The organism is Hymenobacter sp. UYP22, assembly GCF_040547285.1.
Lineage (GTDB): Bacteria > Bacteroidota > Bacteroidia > Cytophagales > Hymenobacteraceae > Hymenobacter.
Genome location: NZ_JBEPPK010000004.1, coordinates 1 through 19,942 on the forward strand (window position 1 = coordinate 1; position 19,942 = coordinate 19,942).

19 protein-coding genes, 1 tRNA gene and 1 rRNA gene are annotated in these 19,942 nt (G+C 55.9%); 8 read left to right on the plus strand and 13 right to left on the minus strand.

Annotated elements, in window-relative coordinates; all coding sequences use genetic code 11:
* From ABIB60_RS08560 to ABIB60_RS08580, 5 genes are all read right to left on the minus strand, one after another.
* Window positions 1-64: ribosomal RNA gene (locus ABIB60_RS08560) — 16S ribosomal RNA — on the minus strand; the annotation flags it as partial.
* Window positions 65-1,050: 986 nt separating this feature from the next.
* Complete coding sequence (locus ABIB60_RS08565; RefSeq protein WP_354579171.1) at window positions 1,051-2,322, minus strand: adenylosuccinate synthase; 1,272 nt, start codon at window positions 2,320-2,322, stop codon at window positions 1,051-1,053.
* Window positions 2,322-2,669 carry an STAS domain-containing protein gene (locus ABIB60_RS08570; RefSeq protein WP_354579173.1) on the minus strand — a complete coding sequence of 116 codons (348 nt, stop codon included), beginning with the start codon at window positions 2,667-2,669 and terminating at the stop codon, window positions 2,322-2,324. Before ABIB60_RS08570 ends, ABIB60_RS08565 begins: the two co-directional genes overlap by 1 nt.
* Window positions 2,666-3,154: a Fur family transcriptional regulator gene (locus ABIB60_RS08575; RefSeq protein ID WP_315998667.1), complete on the minus strand. Its 489-nt coding sequence runs from the start codon at window positions 3,152-3,154 to the stop codon at window positions 2,666-2,668. The genes ABIB60_RS08570 and ABIB60_RS08575 overlap by 4 nt, the downstream gene beginning before the upstream one ends.
* A gap of 141 nt (window positions 3,155-3,295) precedes the next feature.
* Window positions 3,296-5,503, minus strand: coding sequence for a RelA/SpoT family protein (locus ABIB60_RS08580; RefSeq protein ID WP_354579175.1), 2,208 nt, complete (start codon window positions 5,501-5,503; stop codon window positions 3,296-3,298).
* A gap of 331 nt (window positions 5,504-5,834) precedes the next feature.
* Between ABIB60_RS08580 and ABIB60_RS08585 the strand changes: the two genes are divergently transcribed.
* From ABIB60_RS08585 to ABIB60_RS08610, 6 genes are all read left to right on the plus strand, one after another.
* Window positions 5,835-5,916: transfer RNA gene (locus ABIB60_RS08585), tRNA-Leu, on the plus strand.
* Window positions 5,917-6,037: 121 nt separating this feature from the next.
* A complete protein-coding gene (gene tig, locus ABIB60_RS08590; protein WP_354579177.1) occupies window positions 6,038-7,366 on the plus strand; it encodes a trigger factor in 1,329 nt (442 codons plus the stop codon).
* Between the two features lie 166 nt (window positions 7,367-7,532).
* Window positions 7,533-8,240 carry a ClpP family protease gene (locus ABIB60_RS08595; protein ID WP_354579179.1) on the plus strand — a complete coding sequence of 236 codons (708 nt, stop codon included), beginning with the start codon at window positions 7,533-7,535 and terminating at the stop codon, window positions 8,238-8,240.
* Window positions 8,241-8,487: 247 nt separating this feature from the next.
* A complete protein-coding gene (gene clpX, locus ABIB60_RS08600) occupies window positions 8,488-9,711 on the plus strand; it encodes an ATP-dependent Clp protease ATP-binding subunit ClpX (protein ID WP_354579180.1) in 1,224 nt (407 codons plus the stop codon).
* 42 nt (window positions 9,712-9,753) lie between these two features.
* Window positions 9,754-9,978 (plus strand): hypothetical protein, encoded by a 225-nt coding sequence (locus ABIB60_RS08605; RefSeq protein WP_354579181.1) that lies wholly within the window; start codon window positions 9,754-9,756, stop codon window positions 9,976-9,978.
* Window positions 9,975-10,238, plus strand: a complete 264-nt coding sequence (locus ABIB60_RS08610) for a Txe/YoeB family addiction module toxin (protein WP_354579183.1) — start codon at window positions 9,975-9,977, stop codon at window positions 10,236-10,238. Before ABIB60_RS08605 ends, ABIB60_RS08610 begins: the two co-directional genes overlap by 4 nt.
* 403 nt (window positions 10,239-10,641) lie before the next feature.
* On the opposite strand, the gene lpxB is transcribed toward ABIB60_RS08610, so the two are convergent.
* The 4 genes from lpxB to ABIB60_RS08630 form a co-directional block, all read right to left on the minus strand.
* Window positions 10,642-11,751 carry a lipid-A-disaccharide synthase gene (gene lpxB / locus ABIB60_RS08615; RefSeq protein WP_354579185.1) on the minus strand — a complete coding sequence of 370 codons (1,110 nt, stop codon included), beginning with the start codon at window positions 11,749-11,751 and terminating at the stop codon, window positions 10,642-10,644.
* A 93-nt stretch (window positions 11,752-11,844) separates the two neighbouring features.
* On the minus strand, window positions 11,845-12,264 hold the full coding sequence (locus ABIB60_RS08620; RefSeq protein ID WP_354579187.1) for a 6-pyruvoyl trahydropterin synthase family protein: 420 nt from the start codon (window positions 12,262-12,264) through the stop codon (window positions 11,845-11,847).
* A gap of 117 nt (window positions 12,265-12,381) precedes the next feature.
* Window positions 12,382-13,383, minus strand: a complete 1,002-nt coding sequence (locus ABIB60_RS08625) for a FecCD family ABC transporter permease (RefSeq protein WP_354579189.1) — start codon at window positions 13,381-13,383, stop codon at window positions 12,382-12,384.
* Window positions 13,384-13,402: 19 nt separating this feature from the next.
* Window positions 13,403-14,332, minus strand: a complete 930-nt coding sequence (locus ABIB60_RS08630) for an ABC transporter substrate-binding protein (RefSeq protein ID WP_354579190.1) — start codon at window positions 14,330-14,332, stop codon at window positions 13,403-13,405.
* 163 nt (window positions 14,333-14,495) lie between these two features.
* Here ABIB60_RS08630 and rfaD point away from each other — a divergent pair, with 163 nt between their 5' ends.
* Together rfaD and ABIB60_RS08640 are read left to right on the plus strand one after the other, a co-directional pair.
* Window positions 14,496-15,461, plus strand: a complete 966-nt coding sequence (gene rfaD, locus ABIB60_RS08635) for an ADP-glyceromanno-heptose 6-epimerase (RefSeq protein WP_354579192.1) — start codon at window positions 14,496-14,498, stop codon at window positions 15,459-15,461.
* Window positions 15,462-15,701: 240 nt separating this feature from the next.
* Window positions 15,702-17,099, plus strand: coding sequence for an FAD/NAD(P)-binding protein (locus ABIB60_RS08640; RefSeq protein WP_354579193.1), 1,398 nt, complete (start codon window positions 15,702-15,704; stop codon window positions 17,097-17,099).
* An 86-nt stretch (window positions 17,100-17,185) separates the two neighbouring features.
* Here the strand turns inward: ABIB60_RS08640 and ABIB60_RS08645 are convergent, their stop codons facing one another.
* From ABIB60_RS08645 to ABIB60_RS08660, 4 genes are all read right to left on the minus strand, one after another.
* A complete protein-coding gene (locus tag ABIB60_RS08645; RefSeq protein ID WP_354579195.1) occupies window positions 17,186-17,461 on the minus strand; it encodes a hypothetical protein in 276 nt (91 codons plus the stop codon).
* 112 nt (window positions 17,462-17,573) lie between these two features.
* Window positions 17,574-18,578 carry a zinc-binding dehydrogenase gene (locus tag ABIB60_RS08650; RefSeq protein WP_354579196.1) on the minus strand — a complete coding sequence of 335 codons (1,005 nt, stop codon included), beginning with the start codon at window positions 18,576-18,578 and terminating at the stop codon, window positions 17,574-17,576.
* A 38-nt stretch (window positions 18,579-18,616) separates the two neighbouring features.
* Window positions 18,617-19,024 (minus strand): thiol-disulfide oxidoreductase DCC family protein, encoded by a 408-nt coding sequence (locus tag ABIB60_RS08655; protein WP_354579198.1) that lies wholly within the window; start codon window positions 19,022-19,024, stop codon window positions 18,617-18,619.
* 63 nt (window positions 19,025-19,087) lie between these two features.
* Window positions 19,088-19,855, minus strand: a complete 768-nt coding sequence (locus ABIB60_RS08660; protein WP_354579199.1) for a Dph6-related ATP pyrophosphatase — start codon at window positions 19,853-19,855, stop codon at window positions 19,088-19,090.
* Between the last annotated feature and the right edge of the window lie 87 nt (window positions 19,856-19,942).

Below are 19,942 nucleotides of genomic sequence, written 5' to 3' on the forward strand. Positions count from 1 at the left end.
CGACTTGCATGTATTAGGCCTGCCGCTAGCGTTCATCCTGAGCCAGGATCAAACTCTCCATTGTAAGAAAATTCTTCACCCTACCGAAGTAGGGCTGATGTCAAGTGCTGATCCGACTCGATATGTTGACGAGCTGTGTTAGTGGGCTCATCCCATGATTCGCTTAAAACCTGTAATCATCGACTTCTTTTCCGAGAAACTCAGAAGCGAAGTCGCTTACCGTTTTTGTCTTTTCCAATCATTCAAAGAACGTGTGCAGTGCCCCAGTGGGCTCTACCGTGTGCCGCTCGTAAGCAGCAAGATATTCGGGTTTCAATCCCCTTCCGATCGAAGCGGGTTGCAAAGGTAACTCTGTTTTAGCAATCTGCAAGAATTTTTGAAAACTTTTTTTTCGAAGCGAACTTCGTGGCGTTTTCATCCTGCTTGCGTTTTCCCTCTTCCGTTGAAGCGGGGTGCAAAGGTAACTCCCTTTTTGCTTTTTCCAAGAACTCGAAAGAAAAAAGTTTTTACGCTTTTCGTCGTTTCGGATTCGCTGGGCCCGTTTCTTCTGTTAGAACCGGGCTGCAAAGGTAGCAAGCGTTTCGGGCTTTTTCCAAGAGTCGGACCAAAAAAAGTTTTTCGGTTTCGACTCGGCCCAGGCGCCTCCGGTTGAAGCGGGGTGCAAAGGTAGCTCTTTCCAGTTGACTTTCGCAACTCCTGGCGCCACCTTTTTTTCAGGGCACGCTTTCCAGCAGAAAGCGGCGCTGCAAATAGGCCGGAGCACTGGGAAAAGCTGCGCGCTGGTGGCCCGGGGGTTGGCAGCGGCCCGCTCCGCGTTTCGGATTGGGAGTGCAAAAGTGGTGGGTTAGATTGGAATATCCAAGAGCAGCAAGTAAAATATCTGAGCATGGAATAATGTCGTACTATCCACTTAGCTGTGAGACAACCTCTTGCCGCTTTGAAAAAGTTCTATGAGCAGATACATTTTATCTGCAATGGGGTAATAATTAACTAAAGAGCCCATCTGCATAGCTGCAAATGGGCTTTTTGAAGACAATTATGTTGGGCTGCTTAGTTCATATGAAGTGTGCTTACCCGGTCGGGGCCGACACTGACAATGCTTACTGGCACTTCGAGATGTTGTTCCAGAAACTGAATGTAGTCCTTTAGTTGCTGGGGTAATGCCTGCGGGTCGGTGATGGATTGTAGCTCGGTGCGCCAGCCGGGTAGGCTCTTATATATAGGAGTAAGTTTTTCCAAGTCGCCGTGGTCGGGCAAATGGTCGGTTTGCTCACCGTTGGGGAGTTGGTAATGCGTGCAGACCTGGATTTCGTCGAACTCATCCAGCACATCGGCTTTCATGAGGTGAATTTCGGTGACGCCATTCAGCATGATGCTATAACGCAGGGCGGGCAGATCGATCCAGCCGCAGCGACGAGGACGGCCGGTGGTGGAGCCGAACTCGCGGCCGGCCTGGCGAATCTGCTCCCCTACTGCGTCGTGTAACTCGGTTGGGAACGGGCCGCTACCTACCCGGGTGCAGTAGGCTTTACTGATGCCATATACCTTATCTATATGGCGAGGGGCAATACCAAGGCCGGTGCAGGCTCCGGCTACGATGGTGCTGGAGGACGTTACGTATGGATACGTGCCGAAGTCAATATCCAGCATGGAGCCTTGGGCGCCTTCAGCCAACACCTGCTTGCCTTGGCGAAGCAGATCATTGAGGAGATACTCGGTATCGGTGAGTTGCAGGGTACGCAGGAACTCGACGGCGGCAAAAAAATCGGCCTCGAATTCTTCAATTTCGAGGCCGCGGCCGTGGAATTCAGCAAGGGAAGCGTGACGAGCAACAGTCTGCTGGTAGCGCTCCTGAAAGTCGGGCAACAGAATATCGCCAACCCGAAGGCCAGTACGGCCAACCTTATCTTGGTACGTGGGGCCAATGCCCTTTAAAGTAGAACCGATTTTGCTGCCACCCCGGGCTTCTTCGCTGATGCGGTCGAGGGCGCGGTGCGAAGGCAGAATGAGTTGGGCTTTGCGAGAGAGGTAGAGGTTACGGCTCCAATCAACGCCTCGGTCGGTGAGTTTCTGCAACTCCTGGCGGAATACTACCGGATCGAGCACTACGCCGTTGCCGACGACATTAATGATGTGGGGGTGAAAAATGCCAGAAGGCACTTGGTGCAGCACATGCTTGGTGCCATCGAAGGTGAGAGTGTGGCCGGCGTTGGGGCCACCTTGGAAGCGGGCCACCACGTCGTAAGTGGGAGCCAACACATCCACGATTTTGCCTTTGCCTTCATCACCCCACTGTAGGCCTACTAGTACGTCAACGGGCATTAGTTTGCAGCTTTCAGTTGTTGAGCAGCTGATTGTTCATCATCTGCAATGGAAAAAATAGCGTTCAGCTTGGTTAGCGCCAGCATTTTGCGCGGGTGGTCGGCGGGGTTGATGAGCATCAGCTCGCCGCCACGGCTGCGGAATTTGGTCAGCAAGGAAACCAGTACTCCGATGCCGGTGCTGTTGATGTAGCGAATACCCGACAAATCGACGGCGCAGTGGCGCAGGTCGTCGCCGAGGTGCTGATCGACGCTTTGCAGGAGCTGCTGGGTATCGGGGCTACCGATTAAGTCGCCGGAAAGGCGCACGAAGAGGATGCCATCCTGGACGGCGGAATCAGTTTTCATTCAGCTTGGGAGCGGGTGGCTTTAGCGCGACAGTCGCCGCACACACCGTAAAGATTTAAAGAGTGGTGCAAGATATGGAAGTTGAGTAACTCCCCGACCATGGTTTGGATGCCGTGGATGCGCGGGTCGCAGAACTCAACTACTTTATGGCATTCGGTGCAGATGACGTGGTCGTGCTGGCGGTAGCCGTAGCTTTTCTCGTACTGGGCTAGGTTGCGGCCAAACTGGTGCTTGCTGACCAAGCCATGCTCCACCAGCAGATCAAGGGTGTTATACACGGTAGCGCGGCTGACCTGCAGCCCCTGCTCCTTCATACCGGCGTAGAGTTCCTCCACATCAAAATGGCCGGTACGGGAATAGATTTCCTCCAGAATAGCGTACCGCTCGGAGGTTTTGCGCAAGCCTTTATTTTCGAGGTAGGCCGTGAAGATCTTCTTTACTTCCTCGTATTTCTCGTGGTCGAGATGCTTCTCAGAAACAGCCATTGGTGAGGTTTCACTGATAAAAAGTAAGAACCAGCAGAGGAGAGCAAAGTTACGCAGCTTCTTGACTGCGCCCAGCCTACCGCGGGGAACTTCTTATACTATTATATACTGCACGTTTTTGGGAGAACTTTCTAGAGCCAATTAGGAGTCGAAACGCTCTACTAGCAACACGCCATTTACTTTGGAGAGGCGCTGAATCATTTTATCCAGATGGGCCGTGTCGTTCACGAATACCATAATCTGGCCCTCGAACATGCCGTCATCGGAGTCGATGGTGATGGAGCGCATGTTTACCTTCAGGCTGTTACTGATAATGCGCGTCACATCATTTACCAGCCCTACCCTATCGGAACCCTTGATGCGGATGCCCGCCAGAAATGCCAGCTCCGACTGATCCGTCCACTTGGCCCGCACAATGCGGTTGCCGTAATTGGACATCATCTGCACGGCCTTGGGGCAGGAAGTGCGGTGAATTACGATGCCTTGGTCGGTTTCAAAGCCAAACACGTCGTCGCCGGGAATGGGGTTGCAACAGGGAGCAATGGTGTAATCAAACTTGTCGGTCCGGTTGCCAATTACCAGCATATTGGCGTTTATGCCGCGCACCTTTTGCACCTCGTGGTCGAAGGCTTTAGGCTCCAGCATGTAGGGGAGGCGCGGCGCTTCCACTTTGGAATCGAACAGGTCCTTTTGAATTTCCCGGCCGTCGATCTGCCCAACGGCAACGCGGTAGAAAAAATCGGTAGCGTTACCGGTGTTGAAGTGCGCCAGCAAGCGGTTGAGGTTGTCCTGGCTGTATTCCACACCCAGTAACTCCAGGCGTTTTTCTACCAGGTAGCGGCCATCTTCGGATTTATTGCGCTTATCATCCCGCAGCCAGTCCTTAATTCGGGAGCGGGCTTTGGAGGTAGTTACGTACTGCAGCCACTCCTCCGTGGGCTTTTGCTTATGCGAAGTCAGGATTTCAATTTGGTCGCCGTTGCGGAGCTGGTAGCTGAGAGGCTGCAGCTTCTGGTTGACTTTGGCCCCGAGGCACTGCAGGCCGATTTGAGAGTGAATCTCGAAAGCAAAATCCAGGGCCGTGGCCTTATCGGGCAGGATGATGAGCTTGCCTTTGGGCGTAAAGGCGTACACTTCCTTGACGAACAGGTTCTGGCGAAACTCATCCATGAACTCCAGGGCGCTGGAGTTATTGGATTCGAGCATTTCGCGCACCTTGTTTATCCAGGATTCCAGCGTGGATTCTGACTGAGCCGTGGCCGCGTCCTTGTATTTCCAGTGGGCCGCGTAGCCTTTCTCGGCAATATCATCCATGCGGCGACTGCGGATTTGCACTTCTACCCACTGCCCCGTGCGCGACATAACGGTGGTATGCAGGCTCTCGTAGCCGTTAGCCTTGGGCGTGCTCACCCAGTCGCGCAGGCGGTCGGGGTTAGGTTGATAGAAGTCCGTAACAATACTGTATACCTGCCAGCAAGCAGCTTTTTCCTGCTCCGGTGGCACATCCAAAATAATGCGGATGGCAAACAGGTCATATACCTCGTCGAAAGTGATGTTCTGCTTGCGCATTTTGCGCAGGATGGAGTAGATGCTTTTGGGTCTACCTTTCACCTCATATTGGAAGCCCTGAGCTTTTAGCTCCTCATCAACGGGCTGCACAAACTCCTTTATAAAGCGGTTGCGGGCAGCACGGCTCTGGCGCACCCGGTTCACCAGCTCGGTATAGATTTCCGTGTCGGTATACTTCAGGTACAGATCCTCCAGCTCGGTTTTGATGCTGTAGAGGCCCAGACGGTGCGCCAGCGGAGCGTAGAGGTAAATGGTTTCGGAGGCAATTTTGAGCTGCTTATGGCGCGGCATCGAGTCCAGCGTCCGCATGTTGTGCAGGCGGTCGGCAAGCTTAATGATAATCACGCGCACATCATCCGACAGCGTAAGCAGCATCTTGCGGAAGTTCTCGGCCTGCTCGGAAGTGCCATAGTCGAAAACGCCCGAAATTTTGGTGAGCCCATCCACAATGCGCGCCACCTTGGGGCCGAACTCCCGCTCCACATCGGCTACCTCCCAGGGCGTATCCTCCACAACATCATGCAGCAGGGCCGCAATAATGCTGGTAGTGCCGAGGCCTATTTCCTCCACCACAATCTGGGCTACGGCCAGCGGGTGCAAAATGTAGGGCTCCCCCGATTTGCGGCGCATTTCTTTGTGCGCTTCCAAGGAGGTGTTGAATGCCTTTTTAATGAGCTTAGCGTCGCCTTCTTTTAGGTAAGGCTTAGCGGTACGAAGCAGGCGGCGGTAGTGGCGCAGAATTTCCTGACGTTCTACCTCGGGGTCGATGACGATGGACATGGTACGCGGGCGGCGCCGAACGGCACCGGAATATCGAATGGCTAAGGTACGGCTTACGCAGGAAGCCTAGCCCTGGTAAGCAAACTGACGCCCGAACTGAGTGTCGGTTATTTATTTCCGGGCAAACAAGTGCGTATGGTGGTTTGTGCAGATTTAGCAACCTGCGCCTGAAATACCTGCGTATTTCGGTGGAATGCGTCTTTACCTGGGCGAATCTAGGAGCGGCTAGGGCCAGCGACCAAGTAGAATAAAGTAACAGAGTTTTACCAAGCATTTGTTTTTCCGGTAGGCTTCCGTAGTTTTGCGCCCCCGAGGCAGTTGGCCCCGAGACGCGGATGTGGCGAAATTGGTAGACGTGCCAGACTTAGGATCTGGTGCCGCAAGGCGTGTGGGTTCGAGTCCCTCCATCCGCACTTTAGGTTTTTGTAGTAAAAACCAACTTTAAACCCTCAACCCACCCGTTGGGGGTTTCTTTTTACCCGGGTTTTGGCCCGCTGTTTACCCCAACGTAGTACCCTTAACCGACCCTTAGTTTTGGACATTACCCTCGACAAGAAAGACGACCAGCTCCATGCCATCCTGACAGTGAAACTCACGGAGGCTGACTATGCTCCCACCGTGGAGAACAAGCTGAAGGAATACAGCAAAAAGGCGCAGATCAAGGGTTTCCGCCCGGGTAAGGTGCCGGTTACGTTGGTGCGCAAGATGTACGGCAAAGGCATCCTGGTAGAGGAAATCAACCAGCTGCTGAGCCAGTCGGTGGATGGCTACATCAAGGAGAACAACCTGAAAATTTTGGGTGAGCCCCTGCCCGTTCCCACGGATATCGACTTCGACAACCAGAAGGACTACACCTTCCAGTTTGAGCTGGGCCTGCTGCCCGAGTTTGACCTGCCCGGCGACCAGGCCGTTAGCGTTGACCGCCACAAGGTTGACCTCGACGAGAACACTCTGAGCGAAACCTACGAGCAGCTGGGCCGCCAGTTCGGTGAAACCACCGAGCCCGAGGCTTCGGAAGCGAATGACTTCATTTACGGCAAGCTAAACAAGGCTGGCGAAGAAGGTGAAGGCCGCGTAGTATTGCTGCCCACCAACAAGCTGAAGGCTGATGCTGACAAGTTTGTAGGTGTGAAAGCTGGCGACGAAATTACCTTCGACCTGAAAAAGGCTTTCGGTGATGACCTGCAGGCTATTCGCAACTTCTCGGGTCTGAGCAAAGAAGAAGCTGAGAAAATTGAAGGTGATTACACCTTGACCGTAGAGAAAATCCAGCGTTCTGCCCCGGCTGAGTTCAACCAGGAGCTGTTCGACAAGGTGTTCGGCAAAGATCAGATTACCTCGAAAGAAGATTTCGAGGAGAAAGTACGCTCCACTGTGCAGGAGAACTACGACCGGGAATCTGACAACCTAGTAAACCGCCAGATCATCGACAAGATGCTGGAAAGCACCACGATTGAAGTTCCCAAGGAGTTCTTCAAGAAGTGGCTGCAGCGCGCCAACCAAGATAAGCTGACGCCGGAGCAGATTGAGGAGCACTACGAGGACTACGAGAAGGAGCTGAAGTGGTCGTTGATCCGCAACAAAGTGGTAGAAACCAACGAGCTGCAGGTATCGAACGAAGAAATTGTAGACCGCACCATCCAGAAAATTCTGGGCCAGTTCAATATGGAGCTGACCCCGGAGTTGGAAGAGTCGGTACGGGGCTTTGCTGACAACTACCTGCGCCAGGAGAACGGCAAAAACTACGTGAACGAGTATGAGGCCATTCTGGCAGAGAAAGTGCTGGAAAACCTGCGCGGCAAAGTTGTTGTTAATGACAACCCGATTACGGCCGAGGACTTCCGCAATCAGAATGCCGGCTAATTGCTGACATTTTCGGTTCTTGAACCAACAAAAAAGCCCTTACTTGCCGTGAGGGCTTTTTTGTTGCCTGCCCCCAGGGATTTCAACTCAGCCACACGGTTTGCCCGTATAGGCTGGCTTGAGGTTCCTAACTTTTACCTCTACATTCCAACTCCTTTTTCTTCCCATGCTGAATAAACAAGAGTTCCGCAAATTTGCCGTGAAAGGCCAGGGCCTGAGCGGTCTGGGCGTTGACCAATACATCCAGCACGTTGAGGGCCAGACCCGCAACGGTCTGATTATGCCCACCGGCATGACCCGCTCGGTAATTGAGGAACGCCCCACGCGCTTCGCCGAAATTGACGTGTTTTCGCGCCTGATTATGGACCGCATTGTGTTTCTGGGCACGGCCGTGGACGACTACATTGCCAACATCCTGACGGCGCAGATGCTGTTCCTGGAGTCGGTAGATGCCAAGAAAGACATTCTGCTCTACATCAACTCACCCGGTGGCTCGGTGTATGCCGGCCTGGGTATCTACGACACCATGCAGTACGTGAATCCCGACGTGGCCACCATCTGCACCGGCCTGGCCGCCTCGATGGGTGCGGTATTGCTAGCGGGTGGTGCCAGTGGCAAACGCTCGGCCCTGCCCCACGCCCGCGTGATGATTCACCAGCCCTCGGGTGGTGCTCAGGGCCAGTCGACGGATATCGAAATTACGGCCCGCGAGATTCTCAAGCTCAAGAAAGAGCTGTATGACATTCTGGCGAAGCACACCGGCAAAACGTACCAGGAAATCTACGACAACTCGGAGCGTGACTACTGGATGCGCGCCGACGAGGCCAAAGAGTACGGCCTGATTGACGAGGTACTGGAGAAAAAGTCAGCGTAAGCTGCCTGTTTCTGTCATTCCGAATGCAGTGAGGAATCTGGGTCAAAGCTCAGAACATCAACCCAGATTCCTCACTTCGTTCGGAATGACAAACAAAAAAGCCCGCTTTGGCGGGCTTTTTTGTTAAGTTAGAAGGCAACTGCGGGGGCACTTTTTCGCTCATACGGGGCGTTGGCCTTTTCGTACCTTTGCGGTAGGCCGGCGCAAGCTACCTACCCCTCCCCTTTTTCAGCGAGTTACTTTAGCAATGGCGGATATTACGTGCTCCTTCTGCGGCAAGAGCAAGAAAGACGTTTCGGTGATGATTTCGGGCATCAACGCCCACATCTGCGAACGGTGTGTGGGCCAGGCTCAGCAAATTCTGAATGAGGAGAATAAGATTCGGGCCAACTCCAAGGCCCCGAAATTCAACCTCGTGAAGCCCCGCGAGATGAAGGAATACCTCGACCAGTACGTGGTGGGCCAGGACGAAGCCAAGAAGGTGATGTCGGTGGCCGTGTACAACCACTACAAACGCCTGATGCAGAAACCGCAGAAGGACGACGTGGTGATTGAGAAGTCGAACATCATCATGGTGGGCGAAACCGGCACGGGTAAAACCTTCCTCACGCGCATGCTGGCTAACATTCTGCAGGTGCCCTTCTGCATTGCCGATGCCACCGTGCTGACGGAGGCCGGCTACGTAGGCGAGGATGTGGAAAGCATCCTGACGCGCCTGTTGCAGGCCGCCGACTACAACGTGGAAGCGGCGGAGCGCGGCATCGTGTACATCGACGAAATCGATAAGATTGCCCGCAAGAGCGACAACCCCAGCATCACGCGCGACGTGAGCGGTGAAGGCGTGCAGCAGGCCATGCTGAAGCTGCTGGAAGGCACTACCGTAAACGTGCCCCCGCACGGCGGCCGCAAGCACCCCGAGCAAAAGATGATTACGGTGAACACCGAAAACATCCTGTTCATCTGCGGCGGCGCGTTTGTGGGCATTGACCGGATTATCAAAAACCGCCTCAACACCAAGCCCATCGGCTTCGCCAAGACGCAGCTGGACGAGAAGGTAGACACCAACAATTTCCTGCGCTACGTAACGGCCCAGGATTTAAAGCAATTCGGCCTCATTCCCGAACTGATTGGCCGCCTGCCGGTGCTCACCCACCTCAACCCACTCGACCACGCCACTCTGCGCAAAATCCTGACGGAGCCCAAAAACTCCATCGTGAAGCAGTACCAGCGCCTTTTCGATATGGAAGGCATTCAGCTGAGCTTCTCGGAAGGTGCACTGGAGTACATCGTGCAGCGCGCCGACGAGTACCGCCTCGGAGCCCGGGGCCTACGCAGCATCTGCGAAGGCATCATGACCGACGCTATGTTTGATATGCCTTCGGAGGAAGGTGCTACCGAACTGGTAATTGACGAGGAATACGCCCGGAGTAAATTTGAGCAGACGGCTATGAAGCAGTTGCGCGCGGCGTAATCCTGCTATCAGCCGTGTTTGACAAATAGTTACTTCCCGGATATGAAAATCACATTTGAAGTGCCTGACAGTCGCGCTGCTTTTCTACTGGAATTGCTCCGTAGTTTGCCCTACGTTACGTTGCACGGCAAAGCCCGGCAGGCAACTTTGCTTGATGAAACAGCGCATCTGATGGCTTCACCGGCCAATGCGGCGCGCATACAGGCCGCTATTGCCCGCGACAAGAACAACCAGCGTGAAGTACACGAGTTGCCCACTTCCATATGACGCTGAGTTGGGATGCCGATGCCTGGGAGGATTTTCAGTATTGGCTTGACACCGATAAAGCTATGGCTCGCAAAATCCGGGCGCTGCTGAAGGAGTGTCTACGGACACCAACCAGCGGCACTGGTAAGCCTGAAGCGCTCAAACACGATTACGCCGGTTACTGGTCGCGGCGCATTAGCGGGGAACACCGGCTGGTGTACCGTTTTGAGCAGGATTTGGTCCACGTTATTCAGTGCCGCTACCACTATACTCACAGGTAGCGCGCAGAAATTTTCGATAAACACTGTGGACAGTCGCATAAAAAGAACGTCATTCCAGGTTTGCCTAGGAATGACGTTCTTTTTATGCGACTGTCCACAGTGTTTAAAGCTTCCTTTACATTATGTATAATAATCTCCTTCACCAACTATTAATATGGATTCCGGTTTTGACATCCTTACTTTTAAGTTTTGCTCCTAACAACTGGCATCTTGTTGGAATTATTCAAATAGGGTTATTTTTTATAGGTAGTCGTAATATTTTAAAATGGGGAAAATTCACAAATAAGCCAGCCTTAGCAACGTGGTTAGCTTATCTACTAACAGCAATCTGCACTTTCCTTTTATCAATCTTAACTGCCCTTTTTAGTGACCTTAGTTTATAATCCATTTCCTACATATACCTCTACCCTCTCAAATACCCCACCATCAGCTTGGCCGCTTTATTGGCTGCGCGCTGCTGGCCTAGCTTCTCGCGGATTTGGGCGTAGCTGGCTTTCTGTTGGGCAATGAACTGCTCGTCGACGGTGATTTTCTTGAGCTCGGTGACTAGGTTGCGGGCGTTGAAGTCGCCCTGGATAAGCTCTTTTACCACCTCGCGGCCGGCAATGAGGTTGACCAGGGAGATGTGGGGCACTTTGATAACGGCCTTGCCAATGGCGTACGACACGGCGCTGGTGCGGTAGCACACTACCTGGGGCACATCGAACAGGGCGGCTTCGAGGGTGGCGGTGCCGCTGGTGACGAGGGCGGCGGTGGCGTGGGCCAGCAGGTCGTAGGTCTGGTCGAAGAGGATGCGGACGTTGTTGCGCTCGAAGTTGGCGTAGTAGTTCCGGTCGAGGTTATCGACGCCGGCCACGATGAACTGGTAATCGAGGAAGGGGGGCAAGATGGCTACCATCTCATAGAGCATTTCCTCGATTTCCTGCTTACGTGACCCGGGCAGCACCGCAATGATGGGCCGCAGGGGGTCCAGGTCATTGCGCTCGTAGAAATCCTCGGTTTTCTGGAATTCAGCTACGGCATCGGCGGTGGGGTTGCCGATGTAATCCACCTTGTAGTCGAAGCGCTGGTAGAATTCCTCCTCGAAAGGCAGGATAACGAACATCTTGTCCACCAACGCCTTCACCTGATGCACGCGGCCCTGATTCCAAGCCCAAATTTTGGGTGAAATGTAGTAGAACACTTTCAGGCCAGCCGCTTTAGCAAACTTAGCCACCCGCATGTTGAAGCCGGCATAATCTACCAGAATCACGACATCGGGCTGGTAGGCGAGCAGATCCTTCTGGCACTCCTTGAGGTAGCCCCGGAATTTAAGGATGCTGGTAGCCGCTTCCCAGAAGCCCATAATGGCCATTTCCTGGTAATGGTGTACGAGCGTGCCACCGGCGGCCTGCATCATATCCCCGCCCCAGCAACGGAACTCGGCCTCAGGGTCTTGCTCGCGCAGGCCGCGCATGAGGTTGGCGGCGTGAAAATCCCCGGACCGCTCGCCCGCTATCAGGTAGTACTTCATTTCCTTAGTAATTATGAGTTAGGCATGATGAATCGGCTGAGTGCACAAGGGCTCTGATTCACGATTTATAACTCATTCTTCAACATATTTTGGCTACTCTTCACCGTAATATTCCACAAAGTTGCGGGGCGTTTCGTAGAGCTTGATGCTGTGCAGTTTGGCAGACGAAATACGCTCAATTTCGGGCTGCAGAATGCGCCAGAAGGCAATAACCAGGTTTTCGGTGCTGGCGAGCTGGCCCTGCATGAAGGGCACGTCGATATTCAGATTCTTGTGGTCTACCTCATCCACAATGTACGTGCGGATAACCGTGCTGAGCTGCTTGAGGTCGATGACAAAGCCAGTTTCGGGGTCGGGGCGGCCTTTCACGGTGACGATAAGGTCGTAGTTGTGGCCGTGCCAGTTGGCATTGGCGCAGGGGCCGAAGACTTCCCGGTTGCGCTCCTCGCTCCAGTTGGGATTATGGAGTTTGTGGGCCGCGTTGAAGTGTTCCTGTCGGCTGATGTAAACCATTTGGTAAGGGACTTAGGGACTTGGGGACTTAGGGACTTGGTTGGTAGCGCGTGGTCAAGCCCCGGTTGAGTGGCCTAAGCCATTGGGCAATAACCAAGTTCCCGAGTCCCTAAGTCCCTAAGTCCCCTGTTTTCGCAGCAAATATACGAAGAACGGTACGCCGAATAGGGCGGTAACCAGCCCTACCGGCAAACCGGCCGGCGGATACAGCAGCCGGGCTAGTAAGTCGCAGAACACCATGAACGTGCCGCCCAGCAAGGCGCAGAACAGCAGGTTGCCACGGCGCACGGTGCCCAGCAGCCAACGCGTAATGTGCGGAATAACCAAGCCTACAAACCCAATAGGGCCGCACAATGCCACCGCACACCCCGTAAGGCCAGAAGCAATAAGCAGCAGCAGCCAGCGTGTGCGCGCTACTGGCAACCCCAAGGCAGCGGCCCGCTCCTCACCCAGCAGCAGCAGGTTAAGATTTTTCTGCAACAGCCACAAAGCGCTCAGGCCCAGAAGTAGCGTGACGGCCGGATACGGCAGGATGGCCCAACTGGCCCGTTCGAAGCCGCCCAGCGCCCAGAAGGTGATAGTGCGTAGTTTCTCCTCGGTGGCGGCCAGAAACGTAAGCAAGCCGCCGAGGGCCGTAGTAAGGGAGCTGAGTGCCACCCCAGCCAGCAGCAGCTGGGCCGGCATAATACGGCCCCGACGGCTGCCAACGACCACCACCAGCAGCGTAACGCCCAACGCACCACCAAGGGCAGCCAGCGGCGGCAAATACACCCCGCCCACCACGAGCACCGGCATGAAAGCAAAGGTGATACTGGCCCCTAATGCCCCGCCCGATGCCGTACCCAGCAGATAAGGGTCAGCCAGCGGGTTGTTTACCATGAGTTGCATGAGGTAGCCGCTCACCGCTAGGGCCGCACCCGCCAGTAAGGCTAGCAGCAACCGAGGCAGCCGTAGTTCCACCAGCACCAAGTGCGTCGGGTCTTGGGGGTTGTAGTGCAGCAGGGTGCGAGCCAACAGAGCAAAATCCGTTTCGTAGCTTCCCACGCGCAGCCCTAGCACCAGCAGCCCCAGCAGGAGCAACAGGCAGGCCAGAATCCAGGGGAAGGCGGAACGGGGCATGGCTAGCGGAGGGAAGGAATTAGTTACCGACTAGCAGCTGCTTCAACTCCCGCACCGAGGCCACTACGCGCGGACTAGGGCGTGACATCAGGTCGTCGGTGGGGCTGTAGATGCGGTGGCTTTGGTAGGCGCGGGTGCGCTTGAGCTCGGGATACAGCTTGAAAAAGGTGCTGTCCATTTTGCCGAAGCTGCCACCCAAAATTATGTCGGGGTTGAGCTTCAGGATGTACTCCCGGGTAAGGGCCGGATAAGGCTGCGTGAATTTCTCTACCACCGCATTCTGTCCGCCCGCCAGCCTGATTTTATCCGTGAACAGCGTATTCTGGCCGTACACATACACTGGGTCCGTCCAAGTAATAGCCAGCACGCGGGGCCGGGCGCCTGGGGCGGCCGGAGCGGCTAAGGACGCAAGCTCCCGCCGCAACGAATCGGCCACGCGGCGGGCGGGCTGCTCCCGTTGCAGGAGCCTACCCAAGTCGGTTAGCCCTCCCAAAATATCTTCTACCTTCTGGTAACGCTGATAGTAAACCGGAATACCCAACTCCTGCAGCCGTTGGGCATCCGCCAGAGAAGTAATGCCTTCCGTGGTAAATACCACGTCGGGCTTCAGGGCTACCAACCGCTCAAAATCCAGCGGGTAGCTGTTGACAATGGGCTTGCGCAGGGCCGCCGCCGGGTAGTCGCACACTTGGGTGCGGGCTACGATAGTAGCCGTATCGGCCACGGCGTACAGCATTTCCGTCATGGAGGCGGCCAGGGCCATTACCCGGCGCGGGTGCGTGGGCAGCGTAAGCGGGCGGCCCAGGTCGTCGCGCACTTGGTGAGTAGTGCTGACCGGAGCGTTGGCAGTAGTAGCGGGCGTATCGGGCTGACAGGCCGCCAAAGCCACCAGCAACGGCAACACCCCCAGGGTGCGGCGCCGGAAAGCCAAAGAAGGAAGGCAGAACATGGGCGCAAAGGTAACCGCCGTTTGTAAGCAGCCGCTGCCTTTTACATAACCTGGGGCTTCTGGTTACAGTTATGCTGCGTACCGATGCTGGCGGCGGAAAGAAATTTGGCTTACTCGGCCAATCCGCGTAAACCGGCTTACTTTTGGCCTAAATTTCTGTCCTATGATTGTCGTAACCGGAGCCGCCGGCTTTATTGCCAGCTGTCTTGTCACCCGCCTTAATGCCGCCAACTTCGACGATATCGTGGTGGTGGATAATTTCACCGCTGAGCGCAAGCTAGCCAACCTGAAGGGCAAGCACCTGCGCGAATACGTGGACCGGGAGGAGTTTTTCGAGTGGCTGGAGCAGCACCATGAGCAGGTAGAATTCATCTTTCACCTGGGAGCCCGCACCGATACTACTGAGCAGAACCGGGACGTGCTGAACGTGCTGAACCTGGAGTACTCGCAGAAAATGTGGCAGGCCTGCTGCCGCTATCAGCTGCCGCTGGTGTACGCCTCCTCGGCCGCCACTTACGGCTCTGGTTCGTTGGGCTACTCCGATGATGATGCCCTGCTGCCGCTGCTCAAGCCCCTGAACCCCTACGGCGACTCCAAGAACGACTTCGACAATTGGGCTATTCAGCAACCCGAAAAGCCATTTTTCTGGGCAGGCCTGAAGTTTTTCAATGTGTACGGCCCCAATGAGTACCATAAGGGCCGCATGGCTTCCGTAATCCTGCACGCTTTCCGGCAAGTGCAGGAAACCGGCTCCATGACCCTGTTCCGCTCCCATAACCCCCAATACGCCGACGGGGAGCAGCAGCGCGACTTCGTGTACGTGAAGGATGTGGTGGAGGTATGCCTGTTTCTGATGCAGACGCGCCAGCACTCCGGCATTTATAACCTGGGGACCGGCGAGGCCCGCTCCTTCCTGGACCTCACGCTGAGCACTTTCGCCGCCCTCGGTCAAACAGCTGATATCCGCTTCCGCGACACGCCGGAGGACATCCGCGACACCTACCAATACTTCACCGAGGCCGATATGAGCAAGCTGCGCGCCATTGGCTACAACCGGCCGTTTACCAAGCTGGAGGATGGCGTGATGGATTACGTGCGTAACTACTTGGTGCCGGGCAACTACTATTAGAGCGGCCCAGAGACTCCGCAAACAGCAGGATTTATTTCGGATTACGTCGCTGACAAGGCCCGATGGTTGCACAACCATCGGGCCTTGTCTGTTTGCTGACCATCAGTTAGTTACTGAATAACTACAACAATTAATGAGTAACAACCTCAGGTATTAATTTTCGATTATATAGCAAAAATTAATTTTTATATCATTTTTTCCAGAGTAATTTACTCGCAGGTTCCTTTATTTCGACGGTTGGTGCAACGCAAAATCATAACGATTATTGGCGGCGGGTTTTCAGGCTCTATGCTGGCCGTACAGTTGGCCCGGCTTTCCGGCGACCTGCCGTATCATTGCGACGTGCATTTAGTGGAGCCGCGGCCCGTGCCGGGCCCGGGACTAGCCTACACTGCCCGCCGCCCTGAGTACCTGCTGAACGTGCGTAGTCAGTTCCTGAGCGCCTTCCCTGATCAACCCAACCACTTCCAAAATTGGCTGCAGCTAACTAGTCCTGAAGCCTGCCAACAGGGGTTTTGCTCCCGCCAGAGCTACGGCCGCTACATGCAGCAGTTGGTAAGTCAGGTGCTGGAGTGGCCTTCTCTTAACGGATTTCGCTTTACCTGGCACAACCAAACGGCTCAGGCCGTAGAGGTGGCTGCCGATGGGCAAGGAGCTACCGTGCGGCTTCACAATGGGCTGGAGTTGTTCAGCTCGTATGTGGTATTGGCCCTGGGCAACTTTCCGCCGCCCGTACCCATTACCCGCAGCCTCGACTATCTGCAGCACCCAAACTACCACGGCAACCCCTGGGCTCAGGGTGCCTTGCGTACTATTGGCCCCACCGATTCAATAGTGCTGATTGGGACTGGCTTAACGGCCGTGGATGTGCTGCTGGGTTTGCGCGCCGATGGTCATCAGGGGGCCATAACCGCCATATCGAGGCACGGGCGCTGGCCGGCGGCGCACCAGTTCCAGCCCCTACCCTATCCGGATTTTTATGCTACCGACCTGGCCGACTGCAGCACCGTACTGGAGGTGCTGCGCGTAGTGCGCCGCCACGTACAGGCAGCACAAAGCCAAGGCATTGACTGGCGCACAGTACTGGATTCATTACGGCCTTACTTGGGGAAAATTTGGGCTAGCTGGGCACCGCCAGAGCAAGCCCGTTTTCTGCGCCATTTAGCGGGTATCTGGTCAGTGCTCAGACACCGGAGTCCCCCACAGAACGCTTTGGTGGTAGATGAGATGCATCAGACCGGGCAGGTACGCTCAGTTGTTGGACGGGTAAAAAACATTGTGCCCGTCAGGCAGGGACTGCAGGTAACCGTGCAGAAAGGGCAGCAGCCACCAAGCGTACTTTCGGCCCAGCACGTCATCACCTGTACCGGCCCCCTACTCGACTACCGCCGCATTCAGGAGCCAGTAGTGGCAACCCTGCGGGAACATGGCCACCTGCTACCCGATCCGCTGGGCCTGGGTATCCAAACGGATGAACATGGTGCTCTGTTCAGTGCGAATGGGCAGGCCTCGGAAGTACTGTTCACCACAGGCCCTAGTCGGCGGCCGGCTTACTTTGAATCGACGGCGGTGCCGGAGCTACGGGAGCAGGCGGTGGCATTGGCGCAGGAGTTAGGCCGGCGCCTACGCTCCCGCTAGCATCTGTTACGGCAGCTGCGCTTTACAGCAAACAGCCCCCACTCTGCAATGAGCAGAATGGGGGCCATTTTGCAGGGTATCTATTGTTAAGCCGCTAGTTCGTCGGGCGAGTACAGGGGCAGGACGGGAGTTTCGGGGGCAGAAGCTGGTAGGGCAACCATAGCCGGGTACTGTTGGGCCGAGCCACTGCGGCGTAGGGCACGCATGAGCAGATACTTATACTTCTCGGCGTCGGCCAGGGCGGCTTCCACGGCACGCACGGCGTCGTTATAGGCTACTACCGGTACCGACTCGGCAGCTTCGCCGGTAGGATACGTCAACTCAAAAACCGGGCAAGCAAGGTAATCAGCGGGCGTCTTCATATGGCAGCAAGTTAGTTCTTCGTTTGTTAAATAGCTAACCATATTAGCAGTCATTTGATTCCCCGCAACCCACCTATTTTCTTGGTTTTTGCCAGTAATAACCAATTATTTGCTACTCCCGTATTTTTAGCAACAGCTTACCAAATTGCAAGCCATCCGCCATTCGCCGCAAAGCGTTTTCGCCTTCGGCTAGCGGGAAGGTTTCATCAATAACGGGCTGGATGCGGTACTGCTCAAACAGGCTTACCATGGCGGCGAAATCCTGGGCGGTACCCATGGTGGAGCCCAGCACTGACAGTTGCTTCCAGAATATTTTGCGGGCTGATACATCGGGCATGTCACCTTGGGTGGCTCCGTAGAATACGATGCGCCCGCCGGGGTTGGCAGCATCTACTAAGTGGTTGAAGCCGGGGCCGGCGGCACTGTCCACTAGTACATCAAAACCACCACCGGCCTGCTTGGTGAGTATAGCTGGCCAGTTCTCGGTGTGGTAGCTGATGCCACCCTTCGCGCCCAATTCAACGGCCCGGGCAATTTTTTCTTCTGAGCCAGAGGTAACCCAGACCTCGGCCCCCGTGGCCACCGCCATTTGCAGGGCTAGCAGGGCCACTCCGCCCCCTACTCCACTAATCAGTACCCGCTCTCCGGGTTGCAGATTGGCCCGCGTGAACATTGCCCGGTATGCCGTAACGCCGCCCAGGGGCAACGAAGCCGCTGCCTCAAAGCTGAGGTGTTCCGGCTTGGCCCGCACATTTTGAACTGGTACGCACACGTACTCGGCAAACGTGCCATCCTGGGGCAGGCCCAAAATCTGAAATTCGCGGCCCTGGGCAGCCGGGTTGGGCCCCCAGTTGCTGCCGGGGTTAATGATAACGGCCTGCTCCAGCAGACTGGCATCCACTCCGTCGCCCAAGGCCGTAACCACCCCCGCCCCATCGGAGCCGAGGATGATGGGAAATTTCAGGCCGGCATACTGGCCTTTCTGAATCCAGACGTCGCGGTGGTTAAGGGCGGCGGCGTGTAGAAGCACCTGTACCTGGCCCGGACCAGGCTGAGGCGTGGGAACTTCCTGCAGAACGGCGGGCTGATCAATACCGGCTAATACCAGAGCGTGCATAATGTGGGGTGGAAAAGAGGAGAAAGAAAGAGTACAAGCTAAAGAAATCGGGCGCGCAGCTCAGGTGTGGGTAGCCAACAAGCATCCTGCCGCCCGAACCATTGGTAGCGGTAGCGGGCAATAAGCCGGTACACGGCATCACGCAGGCCACGAGGAAACCCCTGACCCAACCGCGCCACGAGCCGCCAACCACCGCCCAGCCCATGCAAAATCCCCAGTGCCGCCGCCGAGTGGGTATAGGCCCGCCCGCCTGTTAGCAGCACAACCGAGTCGGGCTCGGAGGGTGTGGGCAGCTGGTACTGCCGCAGCAACGCCTGCCCAGCCTCTGACTGCAGCGCCGCAAACCGGAACCGGCCAGCGGCATCGTGGCGAATAACAAACTGCACGAACCCGTTGCAGAGGTTGCACACCCCGTCGAAAAGAATGGTGGCCGATGCGTCGGGCATGGGAAAATGGGCGGGTTGGAGATGGTATAGGGACTGCCAAACCGCGCCAAATGTTTCAGTGGCTCAACGGGCGGTTGGCGCTACGGGCAGTAAGTCGCAGTACCAAAAGCCCGTGGTGAAGGGCGAGGGTGCTGGTGCCGCGGCAGGGCTGTCGGGGTCCTCCGCGGGGGTGCACGTGGTGCTGGCAGGGGACGCGTAGGTCCGGCGCACAATTTCGCCCCGCTCAAACGGAATGGGGCTGCTGAAATACGGGGCGTCAAACACGAAGCTGTGGTATTCCCCGTTTTCGCCGCAGCTGTCAACGCCGGGGGGCAAGTCGCGCAGGAAGTCGGCGTTCAGCTCCCGGCCGCAGAAGCTTTGGTCGAGGTATTTCTCATTCACGCACACCACCACGGCCCGAAAACCCAACTCCAGATACTCGCGCAGCAGCTCGGCGTTGGGCCGCTGCCAGAGCGGAAACTCTGCTGCCAACCCAATACCGGCCAGTTGCTGCTCGCGGTACCGGCGCAAATCCTCCAGGTAAATATCCCCGAAGATGGCCCGCTGAACTCCTTTGGCCTGCAGCGGAGCCAGAGTAGCCCGCATCTGGGCTTCGTACTCCGCCATATCGGGCATTTCCGGCAGCTCCAGCTTGGTGAGTGGCAACCCGATGCGGTGGGCCTGCTGCTCCAGCAACGCCACCCGCACGCCGTGCATGGAAACCCGGTCGTAGTGGGCATTTACGCTGGTGAGCAAATCGGTAACGTGCAGGGCGGGGTTGCGCAGGGCATGGTAGAGGGCCAGAGCCGAATCTTTACCGCCGCTCCAGTTCATGTAGGCAGGAAGGGACATGGGCCAAAGGTAGCCGCTGCTGCCCACCGGGCAAGGTGGGGCGCAACCGCAGCCCGGCCCCACACGTTTGCCCCCTTACGCCTTCTA

What these genes read in the sequence shown, in the direction of transcription:
- ABIB60_RS08645 (WP_354579195.1), bottom strand. Translation starts at nt 17,461, where the DNA reads ATGAAGACGCCCGCTGATTACCTTGCTTGCCCGGTTTTTGAGTTGACG.
- ABIB60_RS08610 (WP_354579183.1), top strand. Translation starts at nt 9,975, where the DNA reads ATGACGCTGAGTTGGGATGCCGATGCCTGGGAGGATTTTCAGTATTGG.
- ABIB60_RS08605 (WP_354579181.1), top strand. Translation starts at nt 9,754, where the DNA reads ATGAAAATCACATTTGAAGTGCCTGACAGTCGCGCTGCTTTTCTACTG.
- ABIB60_RS08580 (WP_354579175.1), bottom strand. Translation starts at nt 5,503, where the DNA reads ATGTCCATCGTCATCGACCCCGAGGTAGAACGTCAGGAAATTCTGCGC.
- ABIB60_RS08625 (WP_354579189.1), bottom strand. Translation starts at nt 13,383, where the DNA reads ATGCCCCGTTCCGCCTTCCCCTGGATTCTGGCCTGCCTGTTGCTCCTG.
- ABIB60_RS08565 (WP_354579171.1), bottom strand. Translation starts at nt 2,322, where the DNA reads ATGCCCGTTGACGTACTAGTAGGCCTACAGTGGGGTGATGAAGGCAAA.
- lpxB (WP_354579185.1), bottom strand. Translation starts at nt 11,751, where the DNA reads ATGAAGTACTACCTGATAGCGGGCGAGCGGTCCGGGGATTTTCACGCC.
- ABIB60_RS08570 (WP_354579173.1), bottom strand. Translation starts at nt 2,669, where the DNA reads ATGAAAACTGATTCCGCCGTCCAGGATGGCATCCTCTTCGTGCGCCTT.
- ABIB60_RS08630 (WP_354579190.1), bottom strand. Translation starts at nt 14,332, where the DNA reads ATGTTCTGCCTTCCTTCTTTGGCTTTCCGGCGCCGCACCCTGGGGGTG.
- ABIB60_RS08595 (WP_354579179.1), top strand. Translation starts at nt 7,533, where the DNA reads ATGCTGAATAAACAAGAGTTCCGCAAATTTGCCGTGAAAGGCCAGGGC.
- ABIB60_RS08655 (WP_354579198.1), bottom strand. Translation starts at nt 19,024, where the DNA reads ATGCCCGACGCATCGGCCACCATTCTTTTCGACGGGGTGTGCAACCTC.
- ABIB60_RS08575 (WP_315998667.1), bottom strand. Translation starts at nt 3,154, where the DNA reads ATGGCTGTTTCTGAGAAGCATCTCGACCACGAGAAATACGAGGAAGTA.
- rfaD (WP_354579192.1), top strand. Translation starts at nt 14,496, where the DNA reads ATGATTGTCGTAACCGGAGCCGCCGGCTTTATTGCCAGCTGTCTTGTC.
- ABIB60_RS08620 (WP_354579187.1), bottom strand. Translation starts at nt 12,264, where the DNA reads ATGGTTTACATCAGCCGACAGGAACACTTCAACGCGGCCCACAAACTC.
- clpX (WP_354579180.1), top strand. Translation starts at nt 8,488, where the DNA reads ATGGCGGATATTACGTGCTCCTTCTGCGGCAAGAGCAAGAAAGACGTT.
- ABIB60_RS08650 (WP_354579196.1), bottom strand. Translation starts at nt 18,578, where the DNA reads ATGCACGCTCTGGTATTAGCCGGTATTGATCAGCCCGCCGTTCTGCAG.
- ABIB60_RS08660 (WP_354579199.1), bottom strand. Translation starts at nt 19,855, where the DNA reads ATGTCCCTTCCTGCCTACATGAACTGGAGCGGCGGTAAAGATTCGGCT.